General features: G+C 75.6%; 18 protein-coding genes and 1 tRNA gene. 11 read left to right on the top strand and 8 right to left on the bottom strand.

All coding sequences use genetic code 11. From position 1 onward, the window contains the following. Positions 1-456 (top strand): LytR C-terminal domain-containing protein (locus ACQRUO_RS20260; RefSeq protein WP_428317390.1); only part of this gene is annotated, 456 nt, incomplete at its 5' end. Between the two features lie 139 nt (positions 457-595). On the opposite strand, the gene upp is transcribed toward ACQRUO_RS20260, so the two are convergent. After that, on the bottom strand, positions 596-1,231 hold the full coding sequence (gene upp / locus ACQRUO_RS20255) for a uracil phosphoribosyltransferase (RefSeq protein WP_266295966.1): 636 nt from the start codon (positions 1,229-1,231) through the stop codon (positions 596-598). Between the two features lie 107 nt (positions 1,232-1,338). On the opposite strand from upp, the gene ACQRUO_RS20250 reads away from it, so the two are divergent. From ACQRUO_RS20250 to ACQRUO_RS20235, 4 genes are all read left to right on the top strand, one after another. Then, positions 1,339-1,593 (top strand): hypothetical protein, encoded by a 255-nt coding sequence (locus tag ACQRUO_RS20250; RefSeq protein ID WP_428317389.1) that lies wholly within the window; start codon positions 1,339-1,341, stop codon positions 1,591-1,593. 284 nt (positions 1,594-1,877) lie between these two features. After that, complete coding sequence (locus tag ACQRUO_RS20245; protein WP_428317391.1) at positions 1,878-2,432, top strand: hypothetical protein; 555 nt, start codon at positions 1,878-1,880, stop codon at positions 2,430-2,432. A 45-nt stretch (positions 2,433-2,477) separates the two neighbouring features. Further along, positions 2,478-2,987: a tRNA adenosine(34) deaminase TadA gene (tadA, locus tag ACQRUO_RS20240; RefSeq protein WP_428317388.1), complete on the top strand. Its 510-nt coding sequence runs from the start codon at positions 2,478-2,480 to the stop codon at positions 2,985-2,987. A 68-nt stretch (positions 2,988-3,055) separates the two neighbouring features. After that, positions 3,056-3,145: transfer RNA gene (locus ACQRUO_RS20235), tRNA-Ser, on the top strand. Between the two features lie 82 nt (positions 3,146-3,227). On the opposite strand, the gene ACQRUO_RS20230 is transcribed toward ACQRUO_RS20235, so the two are convergent. The 7 genes from ACQRUO_RS20230 to ACQRUO_RS20200 form a co-directional block, all read right to left on the bottom strand. Then, positions 3,228-4,565, bottom strand: a complete 1,338-nt coding sequence (locus ACQRUO_RS20230) for a protoporphyrinogen/coproporphyrinogen oxidase (protein WP_428317387.1) — start codon at positions 4,563-4,565, stop codon at positions 3,228-3,230. Continuing rightward, positions 4,565-6,178, bottom strand: a complete 1,614-nt coding sequence (locus tag ACQRUO_RS20225; RefSeq protein ID WP_428317386.1) for a class I adenylate-forming enzyme family protein — start codon at positions 6,176-6,178, stop codon at positions 4,565-4,567. Before ACQRUO_RS20225 ends, ACQRUO_RS20230 begins: the two co-directional genes overlap by 1 nt. After that, positions 6,175-7,146, bottom strand: a complete 972-nt coding sequence (locus ACQRUO_RS20220) for a UbiA family prenyltransferase (protein WP_428317385.1) — start codon at positions 7,144-7,146, stop codon at positions 6,175-6,177. Before ACQRUO_RS20220 ends, ACQRUO_RS20225 begins: the two co-directional genes overlap by 4 nt. Positions 7,147-7,209: 63 nt before the next feature. Continuing rightward, positions 7,210-8,010, bottom strand: coding sequence for a class I SAM-dependent methyltransferase (locus tag ACQRUO_RS20215; RefSeq protein WP_428317384.1), 801 nt, complete (start codon positions 8,008-8,010; stop codon positions 7,210-7,212). Between the two features lie 82 nt (positions 8,011-8,092). Next, complete coding sequence (locus ACQRUO_RS20210; RefSeq protein ID WP_428317383.1) at positions 8,093-8,602, bottom strand: hypothetical protein; 510 nt, start codon at positions 8,600-8,602, stop codon at positions 8,093-8,095. Between the two features lie 302 nt (positions 8,603-8,904). Then, on the bottom strand, positions 8,905-10,041 hold the full coding sequence (locus ACQRUO_RS20205) for a DegT/DnrJ/EryC1/StrS family aminotransferase (protein WP_428317382.1): 1,137 nt from the start codon (positions 10,039-10,041) through the stop codon (positions 8,905-8,907). Next, positions 10,038-11,237 (bottom strand): DegT/DnrJ/EryC1/StrS family aminotransferase, encoded by a 1,200-nt coding sequence (locus ACQRUO_RS20200; RefSeq protein ID WP_428317381.1) that lies wholly within the window; start codon positions 11,235-11,237, stop codon positions 10,038-10,040. Before ACQRUO_RS20200 ends, ACQRUO_RS20205 begins: the two co-directional genes overlap by 4 nt. A gap of 342 nt (positions 11,238-11,579) precedes the next feature. Here ACQRUO_RS20200 and ACQRUO_RS20195 point away from each other — a divergent pair, with 342 nt between their 5' ends. From ACQRUO_RS20195 to ACQRUO_RS20170, 6 genes are read left to right on the top strand one after another with little or no spacing between them, the layout of a single operon-like run. Then, positions 11,580-12,620 (top strand): Gfo/Idh/MocA family oxidoreductase, encoded by a 1,041-nt coding sequence (locus ACQRUO_RS20195; RefSeq protein WP_428317380.1) that lies wholly within the window; start codon positions 11,580-11,582, stop codon positions 12,618-12,620. Continuing rightward, complete coding sequence (locus tag ACQRUO_RS20190; RefSeq protein ID WP_428317379.1) at positions 12,610-13,629, top strand: sugar phosphate isomerase/epimerase family protein; 1,020 nt, start codon at positions 12,610-12,612, stop codon at positions 13,627-13,629. Before ACQRUO_RS20195 ends, ACQRUO_RS20190 begins: the two co-directional genes overlap by 11 nt. Beyond that, positions 13,623-14,957, top strand: coding sequence for a M20/M25/M40 family metallo-hydrolase (locus ACQRUO_RS20185; RefSeq protein ID WP_428317378.1), 1,335 nt, complete (start codon positions 13,623-13,625; stop codon positions 14,955-14,957). The genes ACQRUO_RS20190 and ACQRUO_RS20185 overlap by 7 nt, the downstream gene beginning before the upstream one ends. Next, positions 14,948-16,243 carry an Ldh family oxidoreductase gene (locus tag ACQRUO_RS20180; RefSeq protein ID WP_428317377.1) on the top strand — a complete coding sequence of 432 codons (1,296 nt, stop codon included), beginning with the start codon at positions 14,948-14,950 and terminating at the stop codon, positions 16,241-16,243. The genes ACQRUO_RS20185 and ACQRUO_RS20180 overlap by 10 nt, the downstream gene beginning before the upstream one ends. Further along, positions 16,240-17,262 (top strand): Gfo/Idh/MocA family protein, encoded by a 1,023-nt coding sequence (locus ACQRUO_RS20175; RefSeq protein WP_428317376.1) that lies wholly within the window; start codon positions 16,240-16,242, stop codon positions 17,260-17,262. The genes ACQRUO_RS20180 and ACQRUO_RS20175 overlap by 4 nt, the downstream gene beginning before the upstream one ends. After that, positions 17,259-17,744, top strand: a complete 486-nt coding sequence (locus ACQRUO_RS20170) for a DUF6917 domain-containing protein (RefSeq protein ID WP_428317375.1) — start codon at positions 17,259-17,261, stop codon at positions 17,742-17,744. The genes ACQRUO_RS20175 and ACQRUO_RS20170 overlap by 4 nt, the downstream gene beginning before the upstream one ends. The last annotated feature ends 343 nt before the right edge of the window (positions 17,745-18,087 follow it).

Here is an 18,087-nt window from a genome sequence, read left to right as displayed (position 1 = left end):
AGCGCCTCGGCCGGCGCGTCGGGCGCCGCCCCCGGTGCCGGCGCCCCCGCGGCCAGCCCGCTGCCCGCCGCGACCGCCGCCCCGCAGCCGCAGCAGGTCACCGTCAACGTGCTGAACGCGACCGACAAGACCGGGCTCGCCGCCAAGACCGCCGACGACCTCAAGCAGCGCGGCTTCACCATCGGCAAGGTCGGCAACGCGCCGACCGCGCTGGAGAACAAGGTGACCGGGCCCGCGGAGCTGGTCGGCGGCAAGGGCGGGGCCGGGGCTGCCGCCCTGCTCGGCGCCCAGGTCAGCGGGGCCGCCACGATGGACGACGGGCGCACCGACGGCAGCGTGGACTTCGTGATCGGCGAGGGTTACACGGCGCTGCTCGACCCGAACGCCGCCCAGGCCGCGCTGGCGGCGGCGCTCAAGCCCTCCCCCAGCCCGTCGCCGCTGCCGGGCAGCTGCTGAGCCGCCCGGCACCCCCACGGCATTCGAAAGGGCGGTGGCCCCGGTCTCCCCGGGGCCACCGCCCTGCTCCGCCCGTCCCTGCGGTTGCGGCCGCGGTTGCGACTGCGGTTGCGGCTGTGACTGCAGCTGCGGCCGCTGCTCAGCCGGCCGTGCCGTAGAGCCGGTCGCCCGCGTCGCCGAGGCCGGGCACGATGTAGCCGTGCTCGTTCAGCCGCTGGTCCAGCGCGGCGGTGACCACGGTGACCGGCAGCCCGGCCAGCTCCTTCTCCATCACCGCGACGCCCTCCGGCGCGGCCAGCAGCACCACGGCGGTCACGTCGGTGGCCCCGCGCTCGATCAGCAGCCGGATCGCCGCCACCAGGGTCCCGCCGGTGGCCAGCATCGGGTCGAGCACGTAGACCTGGCGGCCCGACAGGTCGTCCGGCATCCGGGTGGCGTAGGTGGACGCCTCCAGGGTCTCCTCGTTGCGGACCATGCCGAGGAAGCCGACCTCGGCGGTCGGCAGCAGCCGGGTCATGCCGTCCAGCATGCCGAGCCCGGCCCGCAGGATCGGCACCACCAGCGGACGCGGGTAGCTGAGCCGGGTACCGGTGGTGACGGCGACCGGCGTGGTGATCTCGACCTCGTCGGTCCGCACGTCCCGGGTGGCCTCGTAGGCGAGCAGGGTGACCAGCTCGTCGGTGAGGCGACGGAAGGTCGGGGAGTCGGTGCGCTCATCGCGCAGCGTGGAGAGCTTGTGGGCCACCAGGGGGTGGTCGACGACGTGGATCCGCATAGACCGACCTTAACGGCGATCCGGACGGCTCGATGACCGCCGTGGCACGGGTCGACAGGTGAGACACGTGTGGTATCAAATCGGGACTTCTGGGAATGTCAGACCGTATGAAGAGGACGCCGGGCCCGGTCGACGGACCCTCCGAGGAGCCGGTCGCGGATCCGAACAGCGCCGGCCGCCGGGCCGCCGCCGAGCCGGTCGAGCCGCCGCCCCGGGAGACCGAGGCCGAGCGCCGGCGCCGCCGCGCGGTCTTCCTGCGCGAGCTGGCCGAAGCCCGCGAGCTGCGGGCCCGGGTGCAGCCCCGGAAGACCAAGGAGCGGCGCATGCGGGAAGCGCTCCGCATGCGCACCTTCCGCATCTGACAACGCCCCGCACCCGCTCCGCCACACCCGCCGACGTTCCGCGCCCGCCCCGGCCCCGCCCGGCAGCCGCCCGTTCCCCGGCCGTTCCACGGTCATTGGCCGAACCCGGCCCGGTTTCCGACACGACCTGCGAAGACGCGCTGCCGAACACTCCCCGCGAGGCCCGGCTTTCTGTCACGATGCCGGTGGGACGGTCCGAACAGCGGACCGGCTCTGGTGCGGGGGCGGCCAGACCGCGTTCGCCCGAGATCGCCAACGGCCGAGACAATTTGGGAGTGTCCCTGGTGGCGTACTTCGCTGCAGTGCTTGCTCGCACCGAGGACGGGTGGGATGCGAGCGAGACCGAGTTGGACAATGTCGAAACCCTTGCCGATCTTGCCGACCTGGCACGCGAAGCGGCACAGGACGAGGACACCGTGCTGGTGTTCATCGAGCAGGAGGACACCTGGTTCGCCGTCGTCCGGGTGGACGGCGAGGAGGACCCGCGGATCTTCGTCTCCGACGCCGCGGCGGCCAAGCGCAGCTCCTACGGGGACGTGGTCCTCACCGACGAGCTGGTCGGCCGGGCCGGGGACAGCGAGTTCGACAACCTCGACGACCTGGTGACCGAGCTGGAGGACAGCGCGGACGCCGACGACGAGGACGAGGAGGAGGACGAGGAGGCACCGGCGGCCGGCGCCGAGCGGGTCCCGGTCGGCCCGCTGGGCGACGCCGCCCTGCTCGCCGACCTGGGCATCGGCGAGAAGGAGCTGCTGGGCATCAGCAGCGACCCGAACGACGCGCTCGGCGAGATCGCCGACGCCCTGGGCTGCGCCGAGGTGCTGGAGGCGGTCCGCTAGCGGAGCCCGATCGGGGTGGGGCTGCCGGTGCCGGACACTGGTGGGATGCAGCCCCACCTCGACCTCGCCCCGCTGCCCGCCCCGGTGCGCCCCGACCCGGTCCGCGACCGCTGGACGGCCCCGATGCGCCAGGCCATCGCCGAAGCCGCACTCGCCACCGCCACGGGCGACGTCCCGGTCGGCGCGCTGGTCCTGGGCCCCGACGGCGCCGTCCTCGGCCGCGGCCACAACGAACGCGAGGCCGTCGGCGACCCCACGGCGCACGCCGAGGTCCAGGCGATCCGGCAGGCCGCCGCGGCCGTCGGCGAGTGGCGGCTGTCCGGCTGCACCCTGGTGGTCACCCTGGAACCGTGCACCATGTGCGCCGGCGCCATCGTCCTGGCCCGCCTGGACCGGGTGGTCTACGGCGCCCTCGACGAGAAGGCGGGCGCGGCCGGCTCCCTCTTCGACGTGATGCGCGACCGCCGCCTCAACCACCGCCCCGAGGTCATCCCCGGCGTCCTCGCCGACGACTGCGGCGCCCAGCTGCGCGCCTTCTTCGACACCCACCGCTGACCACCCGCCCGACCTCCCCGACGGAACGGATTTCGTTCCGACCCGAGGCGTCCGGTAGAGTCTCTCTCGGTAGCGTGTCCGAGCGGCCAAAGGAGCACGCCTCGAAAGCGTGTGTGGGGGCAACTCCACCGTGGGTTCGAATCCCACCGCTACCGCCACTGAGCAGGAAGAACGAAGGGCCCCGACCGTTGCGGTCGGGGCCCTTCGTCGTGTTCCTCTCGTCGTGTTCCTGGTGGCGGGTCAGGCGGCCAGGGTGGTGGGCCGCAGGCCCAGGCGGCGGGTGGGGTGGGCGGCGGAGGCGATGGCGGCCTCGCTGTTGGGGCGCAGGGTGAGCCAGTCGCCGGCGTAGTCGATGCGGCGGTGCGGGCGGGCCAGGAAGGCGGGGCGCAGTCGGAGGGCGGCGGGGGTGGCTTCCGGGAGGCCGTGCGGGTGGCGGAAGACCCGGGTGGTGCGCAGCGCGCCGGCCAGGCCGGGCAGGAAGCGGTCGGCCTCGGGGACCGCGGCGGCCACCACCTCGGCGTCGGTGGCGCCCAGCAGGTCGGGGACCGCCCAGGGGGCGAGCAGCAGGGTGACCAGGCCGCGGCCGGGCGGCACCCGGTCGGCGGCCTTGAGGTGGTCCAGGATCGCGCCCGCCACCACCCGGCTCTCGGTGCCCGGGATCAGCAGGCCGTAGCTGGGGCTGCGGGTCGGCGAGGGCAGCGGCCGGTCCAGCAGGCAGGCCACCTTGAGCATCGGGGTGAACCCGCAGGCCTCGACGAACGGCCGCTCCTCGGCGGGCAGGCCCGGGTGCAGCGCGGGCACCAGCGGGGCGGGCAGCGCGAGCACCGCCTGGCGGGCGGTCAGCACGGTGCCGTCGGCGAACTCCAGGCGCACCGCCGCCGCTTCCTCGGTGAGCTGCGCGAGCGGCATCCCGCAGCTCACCGGCAGCCGGTCGGCCAGCCGGCGGGCCAGGGTGTCCATGCCGTCCCGGTAGGTGAGCCAGCGGGCGCCGACCCCGCCGGTGGCGGCCAGCATCGCCGCCATCGGGCCGATCGCCGAGCGTTCCGAGTGCCAGCCGAAGAAGCAGCCGGCCAGCGGTTGCAGCAGGGCGTCGTGCAGGTCGGGGTGGTAGCGGGCGGCCAGCTGGGCGATCGTCAGCTCGCCGAACGGGGTCGCCTCCACCCGCTCCAGGTCGAGCGGCCGGGCCAGCACGGCGCCCAGCCGCAGCCAGTCGAGCCGCCCGCGCAGCGACATGCCGGCGCCGGTGAGCAGCCCGAGCGGGTGGCCGAGCCGGGCGTGCGCGCGGCCGTGGCGCCACACGGCGAGCGCGTGGGTGATCGGCAGCACCTCCTCGGGGGTGAGGCCGACGGCCCGGATCAGCTCCCAGGTGGCGTCGTAGCCGCGCACCGCGATGGTCTCGGCGCCCTCGTCGATCCGGTGGCCCTCGTGCTCGCTGCTGGCCATCCGCCCGCCGACCCGGTTGCTCGCCTCGAACACCCGCACCTCGCGCCCGGCCCGGCCGAGCCGGTGGGCGGTGGCCAGGCCGGCCACCCCCGCACCGATCACGGCCACGTCCAGGTCCGTGGCAGTACCGCCCATCAGGTCCACCTTCCGGTTCCGCGGGCCACCGTGCCCGCCAGGTAGCGGCTGCGCAGCTCGTGCCGGCGCACCTTGCCGGTGCCGGTGCGCGGCAGCGAGTCCCAGCCGAGCAGCAGCGGCTCGGCCAGTTCGGGCAGGTCGTGCACCGCGCCCGCCCAGCGCGCCGGGTCGAGGGTGCCGTCGGCGGTGACCAGCACCGGCAGCGGCGGCCGCCCGGGGCCGGCGTCCAGCAGCACCGCCTCGGTCAGCTCGGGCAGCCGGTCGTGCAGCACGTCCTCCAGCTCGACGCAGCTCAGCCCAGGCACCTGGTCCACCTCGCGGTCGAGCAGCAGCAGCCGCCCGTCCCAGGTGCGGACCCCGAGGTCACCGGTGTTGAACCAGCTCCCCTGCTGCTTGTCGGCCCAGCGCTGCTCCTCGCCCAGGTACCCGCCGCACAGGTTGGGGGTGCGGACCAGCACCACGCCCGGTTCGCCGCGCCGGACCGGTTCCAGGGTGGCCGGGTCGACCACCCGCAGGCTGCTCCGCCCCGGCACCGGGCGGCCCAGGTCCCGGGTGGTGGGGTGGCGCTGCTCGCGCTGGACCAGCGCCCGCCGGGTGAGGAAGCGGAAGGTGATCGGACCGGTCTCGCTCTGGCCCCAGCCCTGCAGCCAGATCGGCAGCCGGCGCTCGGAGGCGGCCAGGAAGGTGCGCACGGTCGGCGGGTGGACGGCGTCGAAGGTGCTCACCGCCAGCCGCAGGTCGCGGAACGGGGTGTTCGGCCCGGCGGCCAGCTGCTGCCAGCGGACGTAGGTCGCGGGCAGCGCCTCCAGCACGGTGGGCGGGTGCGCGGCGAACAGCCGGGCGGCCTCGGCCGGTTCGCCGTCGGCCAGCACCACCACGGTCTCCGGGCGGGCCCAGAGCGCGGAGATGGTCCAGGAGACCGCCCGGCCGTGCGCGTACGCGCCGGCGTTGCCCACCGTGTCGTCGGGGCGGATCGAGATCAGCGGCCAGCGGTGCGCCTCGAAGGAGGTGAGCTTGCGGACCAGGCTGTCGGTGCTGTGCACCACCAGCTTGGGCAGCCCGGTGGTGCCCGAGGTGTGCACGATCACCAGCGGCTCGTCGTCGGGCCGGCGCCGGACGGCGGGCACCGCGCCGCCGCGCAGCGTGGTGGCGTCGATCGCGCCGGGGGACGGACCGTCCAGGCTGACCGTGCGGAGTGGCCGGCCGGCCACCTGGGTCCGGCTGCCGCCCAGCGCCAGCGTGTAGCGGTCGGAGAGCAGCACCGCGGGCTCCAGCCGCCGCACCAGGGCGGCCAGCGCGGCCGGTTCGAGGTGCTCGGAGAGCAGCGCGGGCACCGCGCCGATCCGCGCGGTGGCGGCGGCCAGCAGCGGGTAGTCCCAGTGGTTGCGCTTGTGCACCGCCACCCGGTCGCCGTAGCGCACCCCGACCGCGGCCAGCAGCGCGGACAACTCGCCGACCAGTTCGGCCAGTTCGGGCACCGTCCAGCGCTCGCCGCGCTCCGCGGCGACGTCCAGCGGGCGGCTGAGCCGGACCACGGTCGGCACGCCGCGTTCGGCCAGCGTCTCGAAGAGCGGACCGAGGTCGAGCGGTCGCGGGCCGGGCAGCAACCTCACGCCGCACCGCCGTTGAGCAGGCAGGCGAGGATCAGCAGCGCGCAGCAGACCCGGTGGGTGTGGATGCCGAGCCGGCGGGCCCGCAGCACCTGCCCGGCCACCAGGCCGAGGGTGAACTGGGCCGAGCGCAGCGCGATCACCGGCACCGCCAGGGCGGCGAACCACCAGGGCGCCAGGCCGAGCAGCGGGGGCACCGTGAGCAGCGCCGCCTCCAGCAGCGAGAGCGCGCCCACGAAGGCGGCGTTGCCCCCCGGCGAGGCCAGCACCGCGACGGTGCGGCGGCCCACCGCGCGGTCGCCGGCGATGTCGTTGACGTTGGAGTAGACGCCGAAGAGCAGCGGGCCGAGGCCGAACACCAGGCCCTGGACCAGCGCGAACGCGGGCAGCTCACCGGTGGTCAGGCCGAAGGGGACCAGCACGAAGACCCAGCCGTACCCGGCCAGCAGGAACTCCTGCCACCCGCGGTAGCTCAGCCGCAGCCACCAGGAGTACTGGAAGCCGGCGAACAGGCAGAGCAGCATCGCCGCCACCGCCCACCACGGCCGGTGCGGCGCCACCAGCAGGGCCAGCCCCCAGCAGCCGAACTGCCCGGCGGTCGCGGCCCAGGCGAACCGGTGGGCCTGGGCCTCGCCCAGCGTCCCGGCGATCAGCGGCTTGCGGGCCAGCCGGCGTGCCGGGGCGTCGGGGCCGTAGTTGGCGGCGTCGCTGCCGTCGCGGTAGCCGGTGATGTCGTCGAAGGAGCAGAGGCCGGCGAACATCGCCACCCCGCCGACCAGCAGCAGCAGGGCCACCGCCCAGCCGTCGGCGGTCAGCCGCCCGGCCGGCAGCAGCATCGCCAGCAGCAGCGGGGTGGCCAGGTAGTAGTCGTAGATGTCGAGCTTGGCCAGCCGGGCGTAGGCCCGCCAGCCGGCCTTCGGCACGAGGCCGCCGGGACGGGCGGGCCGGCCGAGTACTGCGGTGGGATGCACGGGTGTTGCCGTTCCTCTCAGGAGCGCTCTCGGGGGCATCGGAGCATCGCGAGCAGTCGCGCGTCAGGACGGCCGCCGGGCCTGCACCGAGTACATGACGCAGGAGGCGGCCGCGAACCCGGGGTGGCGCAGCAGCGCGCGCACCTCGGCGAGTTGGCCGTCCGTCAGGCCCTCGGCGAGCAGCTGGTCGCGCAGCGTGCGGGTGTGGCTGACCAGCAGTTCGAGGCCGGGGTGGCCGGCCCGCCAGAGCACGATCCGCGGCTGCGGGTCGAGGGCGGTGAAGCCCGCCGCGGCCAGGTCGGCGGCCGCCTCCCGACCCCAGACCGGGTGGGCACCGGTCGCGGCGAAGGCGCGGTTCTTGGCGGTCAGGAAGGTGCGGTAGAGCTCGGCGGCCGCCTCGGTGGGCGCGGTGAGCACCGGGCCGTACGAGACGTCGAACTCGTCGATCTGGATCCAGCCGCCCGGACGCAGGGCCTGCCGCAGCCGCTCCAGCACGGCCCGCCGCTCGGGCAGCAGTTGGAGCACCAGCCGGGCGTGCACCAGGTCGAAGGCCCCGGCGGGCAGCGGGTCGCGGGCGATGTCGTGTCGTTCGACGCGCAGGCCGGGTGCGCCGGCCACCCTTTCCGGGGTCAGGTCGGTGGCGAGCACCTCGCCGGTGGGGGCCACCCGTGCGGCGAGCCAGCGGGCGATCTCGCCCTCGCCGGCGCCGACTTCCAGGCAGTGCCAGCCGTCGCCCACCCCGGTGGCGGCCAACCGCTCGGTGGTGAAGGGGTCGTAGGCCGCGGACCGGCTGGCGGCCTGGTGCCGGACCAGGTCACCGAGCTCGGCGAAGAGGTAGCCGGCGCCGGGGGCGGTGGTGGACATCGGGACTCCCGGAAGGACGGTCGAGCGGGCACAAGCGGCGGGAGCCGCCGACGGGTCGGCGGCTCCCTGAACAGCTGGGGGATCAGGAGAAGTTCACGTCGAAGACGCCCTGGGTCTGCGGCTTGAACTTGGCCTCGCCGGTGATGCCCTCGAAGGCGTCGGTGCCGCCGTTGATCACGCCGGTGAAGGCGCCCGTCGCCGGCGCCGCGGCGTTGTCGCTGATCGGCAGCACGGCGCTGAAGGAGATCTCGCCATTGGCCTGGCCGTTGGTGACCCGGACGGTGCCGGTGCAGAAGACCGTGTCCGCATTGGGGTTGATGACATCCTTGGCGCAGATGTCGTAGGCCTTGCCGATGACGTTGCCGCCGGTGTCCTTGACCACCGCGGTACCGCCGAAGGTCGTCCCGACCGTCTGGGGCACGTTGGTCTCGTCGTTGGTGCCACTGAAGTCCAGGGTCATCGCCTGGACGGGGGCGACCTGGGGCTTCTCGGACGACGCGAGGGCCGGCACGCTCAGCGCGCCGACCGTGCCGACCACCAGACCGGCGATGGCCACGGCGACGGTGCGCTTGGTCATGACGACTCGTTGCATGGGTCCTCCTAGGACGCGTCGGGCCGGGTGCCCGATCTCGCGCTGCAGTTGATCACAGTCGCGGTTCGCACCGTCACGCTCCGTCGCGGGGGCAAGTCGGTCGTACACGGGTCCACCTTCCCCTTGTCCCACAAGGGATCTTGATCGAAAAGGTCACGCCGGCAGAGCCGTTCGAGGGGACACGGACATCACCCGGACGGGGAAGGATCTTCACTCGTACGGCGGACCCGCGCCGGGCCGGCGGACGGCCCGGCGCGGGCCCGCGGGTGCACCGACTTCCGGCGCAGGGCCCTCAACTGGGGTCAGCTGACCGGGAAATCACACACCGCGTCGGCGATCCGCTCGATCTGACCGTCCGTCAGATGCGGATGGACCGGGATCGACAGCGCCCGTTCGGCGACCCGCTCGGCCGCCGGCCAGCCGTCCCCCGGGAGGGTGTACGGCGCGAACGCGGGTTGCCGCGGCAGCGCCTGCGGGTAGTAGGCGTGCGAGGCGATGCCCCGGGTCGCGAGGTGCGCCTGCAAAGCGTCCCGGCGCTCGGCGAGCAGCGTGTAGACGTAGTGGCAGCGGCCCTCGGTGCCCGGCGGCGGGGCCAGCACCCCGCGCTCGGCGAGCGGGGCGAACCGCTCGGTGTAGTAGCCGGCGATCTCGGCCCGCCGGGCCAGGCGGGCCGGCAGGCCGGGCAGCCGGTGGCGCTGGAAGGCCGCCTGCAGCTCGTCGAACCGGCTGTTCCAGCCGATCCGGTGGTGCCGGAACCTGGTCCGCCCGTCCTGCCCGTGGTTGCGCAGCATCCGCACGGTGCGCGCCAGTTCGCCGTCCCGGGTGACCACCGCACCGCCCTCGCCGGGCATCCCGAAGGTCTTCACCTGGACGAAGGAGAACACCCCCGCGTCCCCCCACAGCCCCGCCGGCCGCCCCGCCAGCACCCCGCCCTGGCCCACCGCCGAGTCCTCCAGCAGCCGCAGCCCGTGCTGCTCGGCCAGCGCCCGGAACGCCGGCAGGTCGGCCATCACCGAGAACATGTGCGCGGGCATCAGCGCCTTGGTCCGCGGCCCGATCCGCTCCGCCGCGGCGGCCGGGTCCACCACCATGGTCCACGGGTCCACGTCGGCGAAGACCGGCCGGGCGCCCACGCTCAGCACGCTGGAGGCCAGCGGCGCGCAGCCGAAGGCGGGCACCACCACCTCGTCCCCGGGCCCGACCGCCATCGCCGCCAGCACCAGGGTCAGCGCCGAGGTGCCGCTGCTGCAGGCCACCACCTCCGCGCCGCCCAGGCTCCGCCCCAACTCGGCCTCGAAGTGCGCGGTCTGCTCGCCGAGCAGGAAGCGCTGGCCGGGCGCGGTGCCGGTCTCGCGGAGCAGCCGCAGCAGCACCGCGCGGTCGCCCTCGAACAGGTCGAGTGGGAAGAACGGGATCTCGGCCAGCTCCACGGCGGTCATGCGGGGCCTCCAGCGTAGAAGTCGCGGATCAGGGCGCAGACGGCGTCCACCTCGGCCTCGGTCAGGTCCGGGTAGAGCGGCAGGGCGAGGGTGCGGGTGCAGGCGGCCTCCGCGACCGGGAAGTCGCCCACCCGGTGGCCGAGTTCGGCGAAGCAGGGCTGCAGGTGCAACGGCGAGGGGTAGTAGACCTCGGTCTCCACGCCGTGGCCGGCCAGGTGGGCGGCCAGGTCGTCGCGGCGCTCCACCTCGATCAGGTAGACGTAGAAGACCTGGCCCTCGATCCCGCCCACCTGCGGGCGGCGCAGCACCCCCGGCTGGCCGGCCAGCCGCTCGTCGTAGCCGGCCGCGAGCTCGGCCCGGCGGGCGATGTCGGCGTCCAGCCGGGTCAGCTTGGCCAGCAGCACCGCCGCCTGGAGGTCGTCCATCTTGCTGTTGCAGCCGGGCAGTGCGGTGCTGGTGTTGATCGCGGGGAAGTTGCCGATGGTCCGCCCGAACCGGCCGTGGTGGCGCAGCGCCGCCACGGTGGCGGCGAGCTCGGGGTCGTCGGTGAGCACCGCCCCGGCGTCGCCGATCGCGCCGAGCGTCTTGGTCGGGAAGAACGAGAGTACCCCGCCGGCCCCGAACAGGCCCGCGTGGCGCCCGCCCTGACGCATCCCGATCGCCTCGGCGCTGTCCTCCAGCACGGTCAGGCCGTGCCGCTCGGCGAGCGCGCCGATCGCGGTCAGGTCGGCGAGCCGGCTGAACAGGTGGACCGGCATCACGAACCGGGTCCGCCCGGTCAGCCGCTCGGCCAGCGCGGCCGGGTCCAGCGCGTAGCTCACCGGGTCGATGTCGGCGAAGACCGGGCGCCCGCCGGCCAGCACCACCGAGCTCGCCGAGGCGACGAAGCTGAACGCCGGCACCACCACCTCGTCGCCCGGCCGCAGCCCGGCTGCCCGCAGCAGCAGCACCAGGGCGTCGGTGCCGCTGTTGACGCCGATCACATGGCGGGCGCCGGTGTACTCGGCCAGCGCCGCCTCCAGTCGCTCGACCTGCCGGCCGTGCGAGAACTTGCCGTCGTCCAGCACCTCGACGGCGTGCCGCTCGATCAGCGGCCAGAGCTGCTCGAAGCTGCGGGCCTGGGTGAAGAACGGCACCGGGCGGCGGCCGACCGCCTGCCGGGGCAGGCCACCGGCGGCTGTGACGGGAGTCTGCAACGCTCCCCCTCAAGGGGTCTCGGGGCGGGCATTCGGGGCACCGAGGCTATGTCAACCGCCAGACGACATACCGTCAAAAGAGTGCCGATCCGGCGTAAACCACTCTTTCGTGAAGGAACACGCCAAAGGGAATTGACTTGCCGTCAGCATGATCGGCAGGCTGGCGCCGACCCCCGGATCGGCAGCCCGTCCCACCGGGCAGGCACCCCCGTCCCGACCCGCACCCGCCCCGGCACCGCGGCCGCCCCGGCTGCCCCCGGTCGGACACCGGACGCCGGCGCCCGCCACCGGCCACGACCCCCGTGAGCACCACGACCCCGCGAGCAAGGAGGACACCGCGCGATGTTCCGCACGCTCATCGTCGGCCTCGGGCGCGCCGGTGCCGGGCTGCACCTGCCGGTGCTGCTCCGGCTGCGGCGCGAGCTCGGCCCCCCGTTCGCCGGCCCGCCGCTGCTCGCGGTGGACCCGGCCCCCACCACCGTGCCGGACCCCGCCCAGGTCCGGCTGCTGCCCTCGCCGACCGCCGCCCGCCGGCTGCTCGACCCGCAGCACACCGTGGTGCACGTCTGCACCCCGCCGCAGCACCGGGCCGAGCTGGTCGCTGACTTGGCCGCGCTGGGCTTCCGGCGGCTGATCATCGAGAAGCCGCTGGCCGCCCACCCCGGCGACCTGGCCGCGCTGGTCGAGGTGGTGCACCGGGAGCAGCTGCAGGTCGCGGTGGTGGCGCCGTGGCTGGCCAGCTCGCTCACCGACCGGCTGGTCCAGCTGGTGCACGAGGGGGAGCTGGGCCAGCTGCGCCGGATCAGGGTGCGCCAGCACAAGCCCCGGTTCCGGCGCACCCTGGCCACCAGCGGCCACCCCACCGCCTTCGACATCGAGGTCCCGCACGCGCTCGGGGTGGCCCTGCTGCTGGCCGGCGACGCCGAGGTGACCGAGGCCGGCGGGCACGACCTGCGGGTGGGCGGCGAGGTCCGCCCGCTGCTCGGCGGCGCCCGGCTCAAGCTGGCCCACCGCGGCGGGGTGCGCACCGAGATCGTCTCCGACCTCACCTCCCCGGTGCGCGAGCGCCGGATCGAGCTGCGCTTCGCCCGCGGCAGCGCGATCGGCCACTACCCGGGCAGCGCCGACGACGAGTACGCCCAACTGCGGCTGTCCGGCCGCCACGGCACCGTGCGGGAGGTCTTCCCGGACGACGCGCTGGGCGCCTACCTGCTGCGCGCCTACCGCCGCTTCCAGCGCGGCCCGCTGCCGCCCGCCGCCGAGTTCGACGGGCACGTGCGGGCGGTGCGGCTGCTGAGCGAGGCCAAGCGGCTCAGCGGCGCCCCAGACCTGCTGCCCTCCCCCGCCCCCTCCTTCGAACGGGAGCTCTCCTGTGTCCACTGAACTCACCCGCACCGCCGCCGAACCGACCCCACCGGCCACCGCACCGTCCCGGCTGCGCTCCACCGGCCACTCGCCCCCGGCCGACGCCGCCGCGCCGGTCCCGGTGCGGCGGATCGACTACTGCGGGATCGCCGACGAGGCCGCCGTCGACCTGGCCGGCCAGCTCGCCGCCACCCGCGAACTGGGCTGGCGGGCGATCGAGTTGCGCACCATCGACGGCCAGCCGGTGGACCTGCTGAGCGGCCCGGCGTTCGCCCGCGCGGCGGCCCGGATCGCCGAGGCCGGCCTGACCGTCCCGGTGATCGCCAGCCGGATCGGCGGCTGGTCCCGCCCGATCAGCTGCGACCTCGACCAGGAGCTGGCCGAACTCGCGGTGCTCGGCGACCGCTGCGCCGTGCTCGGCACCCGCTACCTGCGGATCATGTCCTACCCGAACGAGGATCCGGTCGGCGGCCCGCTCCCCGAGGTCGAGTGGGAACGCGAAGTGCTGCGCCGCACCCGGGTGCTGGCCAAGCACGCGGCCGACCGGGGCCTGGTGCTGCTGCACGAGAACTGCGCCGGCTGGGCCGGCACCGACGCCGGCCGGGCGCTGCGGCTGCTGGAGGCCGCCGGCCCCGAGGCCTTCGGCTTCCTCTTCGACACCGGCAACGGCGCCGCCCACGGCTACCGGCCGCTGGACCAGCTGCGCACCCTGGCCCCCTACGTCCGGCACGTCCAGGTCAAGGACGCCACCGGCGGCCCGGCCGCGCCCGAGTACACCCTGCCCGGCCAGGGCGAGGCGGCGGTCGCCGACTGCCTGCGGCTGCTGCTGGCCACCGGCTACCAGGGGCACTGGTCGATCGAACCGCACCTGTCGGTCCGCCCGCACGAGCAGTTCCGGGCCGAACCGGCGCGCTGCCGGGCCGACTTCGCCGCCTGCGGCCAGGCGCTGCGGAGCCTGGCCGAGCAGCTGGCCGCGGCCGACGGCACGGACTGGACCTGCACCGCGGCGGGCCTGGCGGCATGCTGACCCCCACCGACCACGACCTGTTGCTCGCGCTGCTGGCACTGCCCACCGCGGGCCCGCTGGAGCAGCCCGGCGCGGTGCCCGAACTCTGGGCCGCGCAGCACCGCTACGCCGAGGCCGCCGCCGACCTGGGCTTCGCGGTGCTGCGGCACGACACCCCCGATCCGGCCTGGACCGAGCTGCCCGACGTGCCGCAGCCGGTCCGCACGGCCGGCGCCGACCCCGCCTTCCTGGCCGACCAGCCGAGCCTGCTGCTGGGCCTGGGCGCAGCGGTGGCGCGCGAGCGCACCGTGATGTTCAACGTCCACCTGGACACCGTGGCCGGCGAGCTGCCGGTGCGCCGCGACGGCGACACCTTCCACGGGCGCGGCGCGGTGGACGCCAAGGGCCCGGCCGTCGCGCTGCTGGCCGGACTGCGCGCCGCGCTGGCCGAGCGGCCGGCACTGACCGAGCGGGTCCGGGTGCTGGTGCAGGCGGTGGCCGGCGAGGAGGGCGGGGCGCTCGGCACGATCGGCACCCGCCCGCTGGTCGCGGCCGGCCACTTCGGCCGGTTGAACGTCTTCTGCGAACCCACCGGCAACCGCGCGCTGACCAACTGCACCGCCGCGATGACCGCGCGGATCGAGGTGCGCGGCCAGGACGCGGTGGACGACCGGCCGGCCGCCGGGCACAACGCCACCGTGCTGCTCGGCTTCCTGGCCCAGTACCTGGCCGGCGCGATCAACCCGTGCCCGGGTCGGCTCTGCGTGGCCGGCCTGCACACCGGCCACCTGCACAACCGGGTCTACGGGCAGGGCGAACTGCTGCTCAACCTGGCCTACCCGGACCCGGCCACCGCCGAGCGGCTGGAGCGGGCGGTCACCGAGGGGCTGGCGGCGGGCCTGGCCGCCTTCGCCGAGCGGTTCGCCGCCACCCCGCTGCTGGCCCGCACCGCGGTGGACGCGGCCGCGATCACCCACCTGCACTGGCTCAAGCGCGGCCTGCCCGCGCTCACCGAAGCCGGCACCGAACTGCCCTGGCTGACCCGGCTGCTGGCGGCCGCCGGGATCGAGCGCTGGCCGGCCGGGGAGCCCGGGTTCACCTGCGACGCGATCTGGCTGGCCGGCAAGCCGGGCGCCGCCACCGTGGTGCTCGGCCCCGGCACGCTGGCCGGCAACAACGCGCACGCGGACGGGGAGTTCGTCCGCCTCGCCGAGCTGACCGCGTTCGCCCGCTCGGTCGCCGACCTGCTGCTCGCCTTCGACTCCGCCACCGGGCCGGCCCCCGCGGCGCCCGCCGTGCCGTCCCAGTCCGCCGCCATCCCGCAGGAGGCCCGCCCCGCATGCCGCTGACGCCCCCGTCCGCCACCCTGCCGCCGCACCCGCTGGCCGAACCGCACCCGCCAGCCGAACCGCACCCGGCGGCGGCGCCCCCCGGGCCGACCGAGCCGCCGCACGGGCGCTCCGATCCGCTGCCCGAGGACGACGGCGCCCGGATCGGCGCCCCGCGCGCCGGCGCGCCGGGCGTTTCGGTCCGCTACCCGGAGCTGCTGCGGTTCACCGCCGAGGTGTTCGGCGGCCGCGGCCTGCCCGCCGCCCGGGCCGCCACCGCCGCCGAGGCGCTCTGCTACGGCGACCTGACCGGCCTGACCTCGCACGGGCTGGTCAACCTGACCCGGCTCTACCTGCCGCTGCTGGACGAGGGCCGGGCCGACCCGGCGGCCGAGCCCGAGAACCTGGTCGACCTGGGCGCCGCGGTGCTGCGCGACGACCGCCGGGCGCTCGGCCTGTGGTCCGCACCGGCCGCGATGGACCTGGCGGTCGAGCGGGCCGGCCGGCACGGCGTCGGCCTGGTCTCGGTGCGCGGCGCCACCCACCTGGGCTGCGCCGGCTTCCACACGCTGCGCGCCGCCCGGCGCGGAATGATCGGGGTGCTCGCCGCGAACTGCGGCCGGCAGCGGATCGCCCGGCCGCCGGGCGGGGCGGTGGCGCTGCTCGGCACCAACCCGCTGAGCGTGGCCGCGCCGGCCGGCGACCGGCACCCCTTCGTGCTGGACATGAGCACCACCGCGGTGCCCACCGGGCGGGTGCGGGCCGCCGCCCGGGCCGGGCAGCAGATCCCGCCCGGCTGGCTGGCCGGCCCGGGCGGCGCCCCGGTGACCGACCCCGGGGCCTTCGACCGGGGCGAGGCGCACCTGCTCTGGCTGGGCAGCCGGCCGGAGACCGGCGCGTTCAAGGGGTACGGGCTGGGGCTGGTGGTCGAGGTGCTGGGCGCGCTGCTGGCCGGCGCGGGTCTGGGGCCGGCCCCGGCCGCGCTGGCCGGCGACGGCAACCCGACCGGCCGGGACGACGACATCGGCTACCTGGCGCTGGCCGTCGACCCCGGGCTGCTGCGGGACCGCGCGGACTTCGCCCGGCAGGCCGACTCGCTCTTCGGCACCCTGCTGGACTGCCCCCCGGTCGACCCCGACCACCCGGTGGGCTACCCCGGCTTCCCGGAGGGCGAGCTGGCCGAACGCCGGCTGCGCGAGGGCGTGCGGCTCTCGCCCGCCCGCTTCGCCGAGCTGACCACGCTGGCCGAGGCCACCGGACTGACCGCCCCCAAGCCGACCCCCGAACCCTCCGGAGGGACCTCGTGACCGCTCCCCGCAAACTGGCCGTGATCGGCCTCGGCGTGATCGCCAGGTACTACCTGGACGCGATCGCGGCCGACCCGGCCGTCACCCTGGCCGCCGTCTGCGACCTCGACGAGGCCGCGCTGGCCGAGCACCGCGCGGCCGGGGTGCCCGCCTACCGCGACCACCGGGCGCTGCTGGCCGCCCACCACGACCTGGGCGGGGCGATCGTCACCGTGCCCAACGACGCGCACGCCGCGCTCTGCCGCGACCTGCTGGCCGCCGGCCTGCCGGTCTGCGTGGAGAAGCCGCTGGCCACCCGGCTGTCGGACGCCCGGGCGCTGACCGCGATCGCCGCCGAGCGTTCGCTGGTGCTCTTCACCGCCTTCCACCGCCGCTACAACAGCGCGGTGCGCGCGCTGGTCGCGGCCTGCGCGGAGGGTGCGGGGGGCCAGGGCGGCCCAGCCGGCCCGGGCGGCACGGGCGGCACGGGCGGCACGATCAGCAAGGTGAAGGTGCGCTACCTGGAGCGGATCGAGGAGCACATCGGCACCGACGCCTGGTACCTGGACCCGGCGCGCTGCGGCGGCGGCTGTGTGGCCGACAACGGCCCCAACGCCTTCGACCTGGTCCGGCTGCTCTTCGGCGAGGCGGAGCTGAGCGTGGTCCGGGCCGCGATCGAGCGGGACCCGGCCGGGCTGGACCGGCAGGCGACCCTCGACCTGGTCACCGCCGGGCCGGCGCCGCGCCGGGCCCGGGTGGAGCTGGACTGGTCCTACCCGGGTGAGCTCAAGGACGTGGAGGTCACGCTGGCCGACGGCCGGGTGCTGCGGGCCGACCTGCTGGCCGGCCACACCGGGTTCAAGGCCTCGCTCCGGCACGAGTACCAGGGGGTGCTGGCCGCCTTCCGGGCCGCGATCGAGGCCCCGAACGGGCGCCGGGACGGCGGTCTGGCGGCCCTCGACCTGGTCACCGCCGCCTACCGGCTGGACGGCGACGTCGACACCCACGTGCTCCAGCGCGCCGCGGGAGCGGCCCGGTGAACGCGGGCGGCCTGGTGAACGCGGGCGGCCTGGTCACCGGCGCGGCGCCCGGCCGGCCGGGCGGCGCACCCGCCGGCGCGCCGCGGGAGGACGGCGCCAAGCGGACGGTGGCCGGCGAGCTGGTCAAGGTGCTGGTCCACCGGCGCGAGGACCGCGGCATGACAGTGGAGCCGTACGCCAGCCGCTGCGTGCGGGCCGGCGAGCTGCACGAGCTGGTCAGCACCGACGTGGCGGACGGCACGCCCGGCACCCGGGTGGACCGGGTGGGGTTCCTCGGCTTCACCGAGATCTCCCGGGCCGGGGTGATCGACCGCGGGGACACCGTCTGGATCGGCGGCCGGCCGGTCGGCACGGTGCTCGGCTTCGACGCCTGCCACTTCCCGAACCACTACAACATCCTGATCAGCACCGGCGAGCCGGTGACCGGTGAGGAGCTGGGGCTGGCCCCGGAGTGCGAGGTGCGCTTCACCCAGCAGTTCTGATCGCCCGCCAGGTCGAATGGACGGGACGGGACGGGTGGACCGGATGGGGGGAGCGATCCCGGGGGACCGGATCGCTCCCCCGACGGAGGTCCCACAACCGGTACCGCGTCGGGGGGAAGTCGCGGCGCCCGGTCCCACAGCGGGGAGCTCTCCGGATCCACGTACCGGTGACTCCTGCCAGGTTCCCCGGTACGCCAACCATCCTGCCGCCGGAGCAGGCGCGGGGCATCCGCACAAGGGCCCGAGTCCCGGGGACCTTCGTCCCGCCGAGTGAACGCGTTGCTCACGGATTCGGCCATCCGGTGGATAAGCTGCACGCTGGGCCCCGCAGCGGCCGGGGGCC

The sequence above is a fragment of the Kitasatospora sp. LaBMicrA B282 genome (genome assembly GCF_050325825.1).
Taxonomy (GTDB): Bacteria; Actinomycetota; Actinomycetes; order Streptomycetales; family Streptomycetaceae; genus Kitasatospora.
Note: the sequence above shows the minus strand (reverse complement) of the source record. Positions and strands in the feature narration are given on the sequence as shown.

Bases quoted from the DNA above. Each gene is read 5' to 3' on its own strand.
- ACQRUO_RS20210 (WP_428317383.1), bottom strand. From the start codon at position 8,602: ATGCAACGAGTCGTCATGACCAAGCGCACCGTCGCCGTGGCCATCGCC.
- upp (WP_266295966.1), bottom strand. From the start codon at position 1,231: ATGCGGATCCACGTCGTCGACCACCCCCTGGTGGCCCACAAGCTCTCC.
- ACQRUO_RS20195 (WP_428317380.1), top strand. From the start codon at position 11,580: ATGTTCCGCACGCTCATCGTCGGCCTCGGGCGCGCCGGTGCCGGGCTG.
- ACQRUO_RS20185 (WP_428317378.1), top strand. From the start codon at position 13,623: ATGCTGACCCCCACCGACCACGACCTGTTGCTCGCGCTGCTGGCACTG.
- tadA (WP_428317388.1), top strand. From the start codon at position 2,478: ATGCAGCCCCACCTCGACCTCGCCCCGCTGCCCGCCCCGGTGCGCCCC.
- ACQRUO_RS20215 (WP_428317384.1), bottom strand. From the start codon at position 8,010: ATGTCCACCACCGCCCCCGGCGCCGGCTACCTCTTCGCCGAGCTCGGT.
- ACQRUO_RS20180 (WP_428317377.1), top strand. From the start codon at position 14,948: ATGCCGCTGACGCCCCCGTCCGCCACCCTGCCGCCGCACCCGCTGGCC.
- ACQRUO_RS20250 (WP_428317389.1), top strand. From the start codon at position 1,339: ATGAAGAGGACGCCGGGCCCGGTCGACGGACCCTCCGAGGAGCCGGTC.
- ACQRUO_RS20205 (WP_428317382.1), bottom strand. From the start codon at position 10,041: ATGACCGCCGTGGAGCTGGCCGAGATCCCGTTCTTCCCACTCGACCTG.
- ACQRUO_RS20230 (WP_428317387.1), bottom strand. From the start codon at position 4,565: ATGGGCGGTACTGCCACGGACCTGGACGTGGCCGTGATCGGTGCGGGG.